The organism is Hahella sp. CCB-MM4 (assembly GCF_002260525.1).
In the GTDB taxonomy this organism is placed as follows: Bacteria; Pseudomonadota; Gammaproteobacteria; order Pseudomonadales; family Oleiphilaceae; genus Hahella.
In genome coordinates, this window is record NZ_MRYI01000004.1 from 319,522 (window position 1) to 330,518 (window position 10,997).

Here is a 10,997-nt window from a genome sequence, read left to right on the forward strand (position 1 = left end):
AACGTACTTCACACTTGAAACTGACTGACCAGCCCCCGCAGGGTGGTAGACAATTCATTCAGGTCACTACTCGTACTGGCGATATTATTGACTCCATTCATGGTCAGCTCGCCTGACTCAGAAATGGATACAACGCTTTTGTTAATACTTTCTGTTACCGCGGTCTGTTCTTCGGACGCACTGGCTATCTGGGTATTCATATTGCTGATCACCGACACCGCCTCTGCGACAGAAAGAATCGACTCGCCTGCCAAACGGGCAGAATCCGCCGATTTCGTTCCACTTTGCTTACTCGCCTGCATGACCTCTACTGCCTTGGTCGAGCCGGACTGTAATCTTTCAATCATGTCCTGGATCTCGTGAGTACTGTCCTGGGTTTTACCGGCAAGCGCCCGGACCTCATCTGCCACCACCGCAAATCCCCTGCCCGCCTCTCCTGCTCGGGCGGCTTCAATCGCAGCATTTAGAGCCAGCAGATTGGTCTGCTCGGCAATTCCCCTGATCACATCCAGAATCGAAACGATGTCGACGACATGTCCTTCCAGTTCAGTGATGACCTCTGCCGCTTCATCAATCTCCCGCGAAAGACCTTCAATCGAATCCAGCGCGTCCTTAACGGTTTCCTGCACCTTCACACCAGATTCATCAGCCCTTTGTGCAGCCTCCGCGGCCTGCAGTGCATTACCGGCAATTTCCTGAGCAGCTGCCGACATTTCATTAATGGCCGTCGCTACCATTTCGGTCTCATGTTGCTGGGTGGTCACCGCCGCACTGCCGTCTTCGGAGATCTTCGCCATACTCGCCACAGACGTCGCCAGGGACTCAGCCGATTTTGTGATATCAGATACCAGCCCATGAATACGGCCAACAAAGCTGTTGAATTCCGTTCCGAGCTCACCTAATTCATCTTTTCTATCTGCATCGAGGCGCTTCGTCAGATCACCGTCACCCATGGCAATCTCTTTCAGGGAACGGCTGGTTTCCCGAATAGGACGAACTATCGAGCGGCTGAGGAAATAGCCCACGACACAGCCAATCAGAATCACTATGGCCACTGTCAGCACCGAGTAGATGAGAATGTTCTGCTTAAGGGTGGTAATTTCCGCAACCGTCTCTTCCATGGTGATTTCGTTCAGGAGTAACCAGCGCTTTCCAAATACCTCAATAGGCTCAAAAGCACTCAGCACCAACTGGCCCAGATAGTTTTCAGCCACGGTGGTTCCCGACTGACCTTCAAGAGCTTCCGTGACAGGGTTGGTTTTTATTTGATGCATGGCTGCATTGGTTTTCAGCGTCTGCATTTTTTTCAGTGTGTTTTCATCCACCCCCTGATCAGCAAGCGTTGCAGAAAACTTTTCAGGGTCTTCCAAAAGCAATCGGCTGGCGCTTCTGGGTTTATAATCTTCTCCCACCAGGTAGGTTTCGCCGGTGGCTCCCAATCCTGATTTCTGCCATCCGGATCCGTAGGTCACCAATGAAGTAATTTTCTGCGAGGAAAGTTCAAATATCAGGACCGCACTACGCTCATTACTCTCGTTAAACACCGGTGTTGCCAGGAAGGCAACAGGAGCCCCATAAGTGGCCGGATAAGTCTGGAAATCGACGAAAGCGAACTCTCCAGCAGCAAGTTCGGCGGCCTGTGTAAAGGCACTTGCCAAGGGAGAATTCGCATACGGCCCGGTCTTCAGCGAGGTCGCAAAATCCAGGTATTTCTTTGTTGAATACACCACATGGCCTTCGCCGGTTTCGACGATAATGAAATCCTTCAACTCAAATCGATCCAGAAACTCTTTGAAGTAAGGATGGAATTTCTTATGGGTTCTGGTGTATGAGGTTTTATCCGGTGTCTCCAGAAGTTCATCTTTCTGGCTGCTCTTATTGGGGTTTGCAGCGATATATTCAGACTGCAGGGCCACTGCAAACTCGGTCATTCCGTCAACCAATCGCTCAGGACTGAATGTACTTCCGGGGTTCAGGTTCCGATACTCTGTTGAGACCTGATCCCGGTAGTACTTCTTCAACCCTTCGATCTGGCTGTCCCGGTCTTTTCGTCCCACAAAGAACGAATAAGCCTTGAAGGAAGAAGAAAACAACTGGGTGGCATCTGTCAGGATCTTGGCCTGCGCCATGTTAATGATCTGATTTTCCAGGGAACTGAAATATTGATTTAAGGATTGTTTGGTCACATTGCGTAGTGACACCATCTGGTCACTACGTGCTGTAAGTAATGAATCCTCCATCGCTTTCGATGCATACATGTTCAAAATTATTGCCGTGCTGAATGCGGCTAAGGTGGCAACGGTTACCACACTGGTAATCACCTTGGATGCAATCTTCATTGGGTATACCTCCCCCAGTTGCTGGACCTAATGTTTGTGTGACATTGCATACCTTTGCCTCTGCGTACTCCTTAGCTCCCTAACTCCCTTTTTCTCGTTTTAATTTGTATTTATTTGTTTCCTGACGAATTCATACTGCCAGCGGCCACTTAGCTCATGTGTTATGCGGCCACCGTCGCTGTTACATCATGCGGCCTTCTTTCCACGCTTGAAGAAGCTTGTCATAAGGCACCGTAATACCTTTAGGCTTCTCATTACTTAATCTGGGTTTGGGCGCTCCCGGCTGTTGCAGCCAGTACTGCTCTCCCTTGACCTCACTTGCCTTGCTGATTCGTGGACCGCACTTCAACAGCTCGGATTTACGTTGAATGACGGCCAACGCCCTGTCCTGCTTTTCTGCCAGATGATCCAGCGCCTGCTTGGGAGACGCTTCACCTGTGACGGCCTCTGCGATGGTCTGCCACCAATAATTAGCCAGCTTGGGATAGTCAGGAACATTCGGACCGGTGGGTGTCCACGCCTTCCGTGCAGGACTCAGGTAAAACTCCACCAGGCCACCTAATTTCGGCGCTAATCTCTGCATCGCAGGAGACTTGAGATCAGACTCCCGAATGGGCGTCAGGCCTACCAGGGTTTTACGAAGAGAAACGGTTTTGGCAACGGTGAACTGGGCATATAGCCAGGCGGCTTTCTGGCGGGAAATGGTCATATTCTTCGGGATCGTCCAGGCTCCAACATCCTGATAGCCGAGCTTCATCCCCTCGCTCCAATATGCACCATGGGGAGACGGCGCAACTCGCCATTTCGGTGTCCCGTCTTCATTGACGAATGCCAGCCCGGGTTTGGTCATGTCGGCGGTATACACTGCATACCAGAATATCTGTTGGGCAATGTCATTCCCGTTGGTGTGGTAGGCTACCGCCTCGTCCTGGTTCATACTGATCGCCCCGGGCGGCGCATACTTCTTTAACCAGGAAATATATTTATCCAGAGCATAAACAGATGCCGGGCTGTTGGTAGCTCCCCCGCGGGCTACACTGGAGCCCACCGGGTTACAACCGTCAATCCGAATGCCCCATTCGTCAACCGGCCGACCGTTTGGAAACCCCCGATCCCCCATGCCCGCCATAGAAAACCAGGCATCCGTGAAGCGCCAACCAAGAGACGGATGACGCTTTCCGTAGTCCATGTGCCCATAGACACGATGACCATCGAGCTTCTTCACATGATTGGTAAAGAAGTCAGCAATATCTTCGTAGGCTGACCAGTTGACCGGCACGCCCAACTCATATCCATAGATCTCGCGAAACCGCTTCTTTAAGTCTGGACGCTGGAACCAGTCGTACCGGAACCAGTAAAGGTTAGCGAACTGTTGATCCGGCAGTTGATATACCTTTCCGTCCAGGCCAGTCACGAAACTCATCCCTATAAAATCGCTTATATCCAGTGTCGGCAATGTGACGTCCCGACCCTCACCTTTCATATAATCATCCAGGGCCAGAACCTTCCCAGACCTTGAATGTGTGCCAATATTGTCGGAATCGTTGATAAAAGCATCGTACCTGTGTTGATCCGAAATAAATTGTATCCAAAGCTTTTGAACCACCTCTCCTTCGGGTAGAAGTTCGTGGTTTACCTTAATTCCTGTTATTTCTTCAAAGGCCTTGGCTAACACCTGGGATTCATATCGATGGGTTGTAATAGGTTCAGACAAAATATTCAGCTGCATACCCCGGTAGGGTTCTGCAGTTCGGGCAAACCAGCTGAGTTCTTCGATCTGCTCCGGTCGAGTAATGGATGAATCGGAAAACTCCTTATCAATCCACTGCTCGATAATTGCTCTTTTTTCCGGGCTGACCTTATCTGACGAGGAAGCCCATGCCATTGTGTTGCTGACGACAGACGCCGTTGTCAGAGCAATTGCTGAGATTATTACGGGGATTCTTGTTGTTCTTTTTGAAATCATCGTTTTCACCACATATGCCTCGGTAACCTCAACTCCTCGTTTCTATGCTCATTCCTTTATTCGCTACACGGTTCATTCCTTTGCGCAGGACAAGCGAATCCGTAGCTCCTGGGTACCAGGAACGGCAAGAAGTCTCTGTGAGATTAAAGATGACGGTTTTAAATCAAATCGGTTTTCACCATTCAGGCGATTTTCTATAGCGACGAAGGTGCGTGGCGGAGGCTCGATCTCAACAGGCAGATGAATCACACCCGTTAGAGAATACGCAGCCTCCTCATATCAGTACTGCAATAATGACCGGCAGTATCGCAACCCGTACCAGATAATCGGCCTACCAACTGAATCCGGCAGCATTGCTTTTATCGATCAGCTTAACGTCTACCGGTACGGTGTCCGGCACCTTGGCTCCCCAGTATTTAGCAAGAGCAATTGCCAGGCCCAGACGTACCTGATCACGAGGGTATTGGGCAGACGTAGCAATAAACTTGGATCCCGGTTTCAACAGCGCTTTGATCGCTTCAGGGTGTCCATCCACACTCACCAGTTTCACATCCTGTCCACTGGCTTCAATGGCAGTCAAGGCACCAAGCGCTCCGGTGTCGTTGACGCTGAATATTCCATCCAGACCAGGATTGGCCTGCAGCATATTCTCGGTAACATTCATCGCCATATCGCGTTCCTGCCTCCCATTCTGCTTGCCGACAATCTTGATATTCGGAAACTCCTTTATGGCATCATTGAACCCTCTCACTCGTTCCAGAATGGGCACTACGGGGATACCGTCGAGTATGGCGACCTCACCTTTTCCTCCAAGCTGCTCAGCCAGGTATTTCCCGGCCATATAACCTGCATCATAATTTTTGGAGCCGACGAATGAATCCAGCGGACCTTCTGCCTGGGCATCCACAGCAACAGTGATGACACCGGCTTCATGGGCGGTCATCACGGCGGACTGTATACCGACGGAGTCTGTGGGGTTCAGCAGCAGAATATCCACACCGCGTTGCAACATGTCTTCCACATCACTGATTTGTTTGGAAACATCATGGCGGGCATCGGTAATAATCACTTCAGCTCCCATGGAATTGGCAGCACTCTCCAATGCTTCTTTCATGGTGACGAAATAAGCATTGTTAAGTTCCTGAAAAGACATACCGATTTTAATTTTTTCAGCCTGAGCAGATCCGACCAGACCTAGAGTAAGCGCAACGCCGCTAACGACAGAAAGGACTTTGTTTTTAAAGGCAAACATAGCTTTACCCTTTGTTATTTTTAGAGGTTAAACACCCGATGCCAGAAATGTTGACGTTTACATTTCAATCCATCAAAAAACCCGAACACCTCGGGCTCGCCTGATATCCATTAAGGACAGCCAGACTTTCATCACTTCTGCTTGCATCTCGTAATGCAAACGTTGACATTTCGACAACCGCTCATGCCAGCAAGTGCTGTATTTTTAAGTTTTAGCACCGGAGTTTTGGTATTGCAACCTTAAAAATTCCCGGAGAACGAAGAGTGTGTATTCAGAAATATTGAAAAATCGTCTTTTTTTCAAAGATATAGATGAGTTTTCCAGTTAGGTAGATATACTTACAAGAAATAAAAAATTACATTTAGTCCCGACTCAATTCACCTGGTTCGACAATCGGAATCGACAAATTGATCCCAATCCACGCCAATAATTCACTTCATTTTGCAAACTTCATCACATTTGAGAAATAGTCCAGGCAATCATCAAAAGCTCTAATGTAAACGTTTGCTATTGCTCATTTTTTCGAGAATCTGATAGTTCTCTACCCTCAATTTGTGTGACATGTCTCACAAAAATATATATAAAATGGACTATATATCACCTTACAAACGATCCCTATAATTGCGGCTCCAGTCTTGAAGCAGTTCCCTAATGGAGTAGACAATGACGAAGACGTCACGCAGTAGCGACGCCCCACGACACATCCCCGCTAATCGATCAGACCGCTTTTATGTCGAAGATGGCGAGTGGTTCTATACTACCCGGGAAAACCTTTCGATCGGCCCCTACCCTAATCAGGAAAAAGCCCTCGCAGGATTGGATGCCTATTTGGAATATATGCAGGGTGAAGCGGAAGGCCTGTGATGGTTCTTCTAAAGTCAATGCTCAGATGGTAATTCTTCAACTATTTTTGTGCACCGAAGTCCACTTGGCTAATTAATATTATTTTTAGCTGCATTAACCATATGTGATAAGTTTGCTTCCGGAAATTTATCACTCAACTCTTCAATTGCTGCGATAAATCTTTCATCTTGTAACGTTAATGCTACATCATCAAATACAGTGCTTAGATCCTCAGCTACCTCTTCATTATCTATAGCTTTAATGAAACTTAAAGTTTCATTCCTATCCTCGATTAAGCATTCAGTCAATTGATCCCAATATTCATAAATTTTGGGATCTTCTTTATGAAGAACATTAATATTCCGAATTATTCCATCAATCTTTTGTTTTAATGTCATAATGCTCATTCACTCTTATGGTTGCATACTTCCATCTGGGAATCATGATAGGTCTGCCCTTGGGCCTTCACTTCAGATTCTTGAGTTTCCCCTTCCTAACACCTCACTACGCAGTACAACGAAGCCAAGAGCGGAGGGCCGGGGCTTCTGGCGAGACCAAGTTGCTTTCAATGCTTTTTCTTTTATAGGTCAGAGATTCAGGCTAGTAGGATGTAAAGTGTAGGACGCGATCCCGTTTATTCCGCTATATTCATTTAAAAACTACGTCTAGACGCAATTAATTAGACCTGCTTAATAACGCCTATAGCATTCCCAATTATTAGGGTTTATTGATGAATCATCGTCTTCAAATTCTGGACATTCAACAATGAACTCATTGCCATCAGGGTCAATAACAATGCCACCATAACCGCCAGGAGTCATTGCAATGATTCTGAACTCAACGCCCTTATCCATGAGATTTTTACAATACGTTAGAAAATTAGACTCTATTTCATAACGAAAATAGCAATGCCCTGCAGGATATTTATCACCACCAATCTGTGGACGAATACATATATTCTCATAGCCCTTTATATTGAGTCTATAACCATGCACATCATCATAAAACCCCATGATATTTTCATAGAAGTTTTCTGATTCATCTATTTTTTGCGAAGGTAAAAAAACAACAAACATTTATATTAATCCAGCTTCTTTTCATCTACACATTGACTTAGTATGCTGACTCATGGGGGCACCTTCAGAAGTTTTCCAAATTTATGGTGCCTTTTATCCAACTCAAAGCTTCAATAGGAAGCTCTGACTGATTTTCTGTGTTCGACTTAAGCCCCATGCTAATTCTATAAAAAAGCAAATAACCATCTGCTTCATAAATTTCAAGGTAGCTTTTTCCATCCTCATCCCTTTGAATAACAGCAGGCTGCTTATGTTTAGAACGTTCCAGATCATTGTTTACAACATTAAACATTTTCACTGTATCTGATTCTTTTCTACTTTTAGTGCAAAGGAGTATCGACGATTTTCCTTAGCTTGGTCAGACCCGGAATACTCTCTAATAATGCATCAGATGCCCTTTTGTAAGGCTTCCCGCCACATGTGAATGCACCATATGAAAACCTGGAGGACTGAAGGGCAAAGTGATGTTCGAAGTAGTCAACAGTTGAGGTCTCGAGTGTGAGGATCACACGATGTGAAACGTAAGAAATGCTTCTGTTATTCACGACTGTACGCTTCCCAATCACGGATCAGGCACTTCAAACTTTTTAAAGTAATCATAATTCTTTTTGATTTCTTCTGCCTTGTTACTCAAGTATTCATCATCAAGATTATCTAATTCCACTTTAAAAGCTCTAGAAAAATCCACAAAGCTATGGCCGAACGGGATCGACATAATATACTCATCACCTGCTCGATATACGCAATAAGTCCAATTATTTCTTGCAATAATCTCCATCTCAGTTCAGCCTTTTTCCATTCTTTAGGTCTGTAACAATATGATCCTTTCTATATAGATTCTTCGCAGAAATAACTGCCTTGTCTTCTCCCTTAGGTAACTTACTTCCAGCGCCCCCATCAATCTATCGCCACTTATCTATAGGACCACTAACAGTTCTATCTTCAACATTTATTTCATGCTGCCAGAATCTTTCACCTTTATGCTCAGGATCATGCGCCATAACAATAGTCACACCTAAACCAGTCAAAGCGCTCTTTGTCAAAACATAAAATTTACAACCCTCGGAATTACCATAAGAAAACACCGATAACAGACTTCCATCAGCCCGCAGAAGGCGTATCAAACCATCTGTACTAACAGTGACCACTATATCTTTTGACTCAGAGTACTCTGCTTCAACTCTCCCTGGAAATCTGACAGAGACCTTCTCACCCAAATACTGCCATCTCAAAGTGGTTGTTTTCTTTCCAACGGATGTATCGATATTCATGTATTCACCTGCTTCTGTGGCAGCTTTGAGTTCTTTAAAGCATTTCCATTATCAGGCCACGATCTGCATCATCTGAGGCGATTCAGCTCATCATGACGCTGGTAACACAGAATTTTGCCCCTCCTCTCCGGTGAATTTACATGGCATCCCATTTATTGATCTATATCTTCCATCAATATGATGGGCAATGCCTAAAAAGACTATGCCCCTTCAAATCCAAACCAAAATGCCAATCGTGCCAACCATCAATAGAATTTGATGAGACACATACAACAGAGGCACCTAATTCTGGATGCTCACTTAAATAGTAAAACTGGAATCCATCTGGTGGAGAGAAACTGGCAAGCTTTTTCCCATCACATGAAAAAACCAACAGGATTTCAGGTAAAGTACTAACATCAGTTAAAACGACCACAACATTCTGCTTTACATCTGCTACGGCTTGGTCAATTCCATCTAGATTAATGGATATATTCTGGTCTCGACATTTCCACGTTAGTGTCCCTTTATTCTTATCAGCGACTACACCACATATATCAGACATCATCCGTTCTCATTACCTGATTGGGCTCTCTTCAACAATATTCAGACCGAATCATGAGTCAGGCACTTCGAATTCTTTAAAGTATTCGTAATTATTTCTGATTTCTTCGGCCTTATTGCTCAGGTATTCTTCGTCAAGATTGTCTAATTCCACCTTAAAAGCTCTCGAGAAATCTACAAAGCTATGGCCGAAAGGGACCGACATAATATACTCGTTTCCTACCCGGTATACGCAATAATTCCAACTCTTTTTGCAACAATCTCCATCTCATTTATCCCTTGCCTTTTTAAACCTTTAGTAGATTCTACGACAATATAAAGGACAGTTTTAGCGAAAAGCAGCCGACTTACTTTTCAAAAACGACAGATCTAAAATATATATTATATCTCTGGGGCTGTACTTCTTTCACACCTACAACCAACCACAAATAATTTTCACACACATTGCAAACCTGCTTAACAACATAGGCTGGAATTCCTTTCTTAATTACAAGCCCAATATCCTCTTCATGAACTATTTTGTTGGAAAGCAAATATACCAAAAGATCTGAGGGAAGCCCTCTAGGGGCTGTCATATCCCTAACATGATAGGTTACTGAATTCTTACAATGAGGGCAGCCAATACTATAGTCATTCTCAATTATACCAATATCCAAGCCGTCCCAGATAAGTTGATTACGCTTACCCTGATGAAAATATGGCATAGCTATAAAATTTCCACATTATTTGAAGGCTTAACTGGCGTCAGTCTCTTGAACTCTATGGCATCATCTATTTTTTTTAAAGCGGAACACCACGGTCAGCTCCTGGTGCCATATATAAATCATTGTCTCTCTTCCTCATTCGGCACTCTTCTGCGATATACTCTAACTCAGCAAGATTGTGCTTATGTGAATCAAAAATATCACGATCTAGCTTATAGTATTCTTCATAATCTACTCTGCTATTACTAACTGGTATAGCGAGATAATATCCACCGCTGTCCTCTTCGATTCCTACTGAGAAAAACTTCTCCTTAGAAAAAAAAAGTTCTTTAAATTTCAAAAGATCAATCTCCCAAATCCACTTTATGACTTGTAAATACAGCACCTTTAACATCGACAATAGCTTCTGAGTTACCATCGGGCAGTTTTCCTCCAGGCAACCAAAATTCATTAGCGCCAGCTTCATTTCCAGAAGGCATTCTTAAACCGTTTTCACTAGGTTGAGGAAAATCAACTCTATATAACTCATTAGTTTCCAGGAAGTTGTCTGGCAACCCCAGAGCTTTCTCCATTGCTCTTTTATTACCATTGGTTGTTAATAATAGCTCGTCAGCTTCACTAGACGGCATGACAAAGGCTGTGCCATCTCTTTGTCCAGGACCATATTTTTCCAAATTAGACTTAGTCATATACCGAGACGCCCCATTTTCAAACTGCGCCAAATGTGCATCAATATATGACTGAGATAGATAATCGGATGGGAGTGGGCGTTTGCCTTTCTCTATCTCTCTAATTTCAGATAATTCCTTACAACTCAACCCAAACGGATCAATCCACGCTATGGGATTAGGGGCATACTGATAATTGTTCGTGCCACCCAGAAGCCCAATCGGATCCTGGTTAATAAACCGCCCACATCCCGGATCATAGTAGCGGAAGCGGTTGTAGTGTAATCCGGATTCTTCGTCAAAATACTGACCCTGGAACCGTAGGTTGTTCTCGA

The 10,997-nt window shown here is 44.9% G+C and carries 13 protein-coding genes; 1 reads left to right on the forward strand and 12 read right to left on the reverse strand.

Features of this window, described 5'->3' with window-relative positions:
- Positions 1 to 8: 8 nt before the first annotated feature.
- The 3 genes from BTA51_RS11130 to BTA51_RS11145 form a co-directional block, all read right to left on the reverse strand.
- The gene (locus BTA51_RS11130; protein ID WP_094707518.1) at positions 9 to 2,339 is read right to left on the reverse strand and encodes a methyl-accepting chemotaxis protein; all 2,331 of its coding nucleotides are present in this window, start codon (positions 2,337 to 2,339) and stop codon (positions 9 to 11) included.
- A gap of 181 nt (positions 2,340 to 2,520) precedes the next feature.
- The gene (locus tag BTA51_RS11135) at positions 2,521 to 4,305 is read right to left on the reverse strand and encodes an ABC transporter substrate-binding protein (protein WP_210404813.1); all 1,785 of its coding nucleotides are present in this window, start codon (positions 4,303 to 4,305) and stop codon (positions 2,521 to 2,523) included.
- Between the two features lie 331 nt (positions 4,306 to 4,636).
- Entirely contained in the window at positions 4,637 to 5,557 is a 921-nt protein-coding gene (locus BTA51_RS11145) for an ABC transporter substrate-binding protein (protein ID WP_094707521.1), read from the reverse strand.
- 663 nt (positions 5,558 to 6,220) lie between these two features.
- Between BTA51_RS11145 and BTA51_RS11150 the strand changes: the two genes are divergently transcribed.
- Positions 6,221 to 6,421, forward strand: coding sequence for a DUF6316 family protein (locus BTA51_RS11150; RefSeq protein ID WP_094707522.1), 201 nt, complete (start codon positions 6,221 to 6,223; stop codon positions 6,419 to 6,421).
- Positions 6,422 to 6,489: 68 nt separating this feature from the next.
- Here BTA51_RS11150 and BTA51_RS11155 read toward each other — a convergent pair whose 3' ends face one another.
- The 9 genes from BTA51_RS11155 to BTA51_RS30485 all read right to left on the reverse strand — a co-directional run.
- Positions 6,490 to 6,798, reverse strand: a complete 309-nt coding sequence (locus BTA51_RS11155) for a hypothetical protein (protein WP_141215576.1) — start codon at positions 6,796 to 6,798, stop codon at positions 6,490 to 6,492.
- 291 nt (positions 6,799 to 7,089) lie between these two features.
- Complete coding sequence (locus BTA51_RS11160) at positions 7,090 to 7,476, reverse strand: VOC family protein (RefSeq protein WP_094707524.1); 387 nt, start codon at positions 7,474 to 7,476, stop codon at positions 7,090 to 7,092.
- Positions 7,477 to 7,540: 64 nt separating this feature from the next.
- Positions 7,541 to 7,774, reverse strand: coding sequence for a hypothetical protein (locus BTA51_RS11165; protein ID WP_141215577.1), 234 nt, complete (start codon positions 7,772 to 7,774; stop codon positions 7,541 to 7,543).
- A gap of 264 nt (positions 7,775 to 8,038) precedes the next feature.
- On the reverse strand, positions 8,039 to 8,254 hold the full coding sequence (locus tag BTA51_RS11170) for a hypothetical protein (RefSeq protein WP_094707526.1): 216 nt from the start codon (positions 8,252 to 8,254) through the stop codon (positions 8,039 to 8,041).
- A 124-nt stretch (positions 8,255 to 8,378) separates the two neighbouring features.
- The gene (locus BTA51_RS11175) at positions 8,379 to 8,747 is read right to left on the reverse strand and encodes a hypothetical protein (protein WP_094707527.1); all 369 of its coding nucleotides are present in this window, start codon (positions 8,745 to 8,747) and stop codon (positions 8,379 to 8,381) included.
- A 172-nt stretch (positions 8,748 to 8,919) separates the two neighbouring features.
- Positions 8,920 to 9,294, reverse strand: coding sequence for a hypothetical protein (locus BTA51_RS29910; protein ID WP_141215578.1), 375 nt, complete (start codon positions 9,292 to 9,294; stop codon positions 8,920 to 8,922).
- Positions 9,295 to 9,637: 343 nt separating this feature from the next.
- Entirely contained in the window at positions 9,638 to 9,994 is a 357-nt protein-coding gene (locus tag BTA51_RS11180; RefSeq protein WP_094707528.1) for a hypothetical protein, read from the reverse strand.
- A 76-nt stretch (positions 9,995 to 10,070) separates the two neighbouring features.
- Entirely contained in the window at positions 10,071 to 10,334 is a 264-nt protein-coding gene (locus tag BTA51_RS11185) for a hypothetical protein (RefSeq protein WP_141215579.1), read from the reverse strand.
- A 4-nt stretch (positions 10,335 to 10,338) separates the two neighbouring features.
- A partial coding sequence (locus tag BTA51_RS30485) for an RHS repeat-associated core domain-containing protein (RefSeq protein WP_210404814.1) occupies positions 10,339 to 10,997 on the reverse strand: 659 nt, incomplete at its 5' end.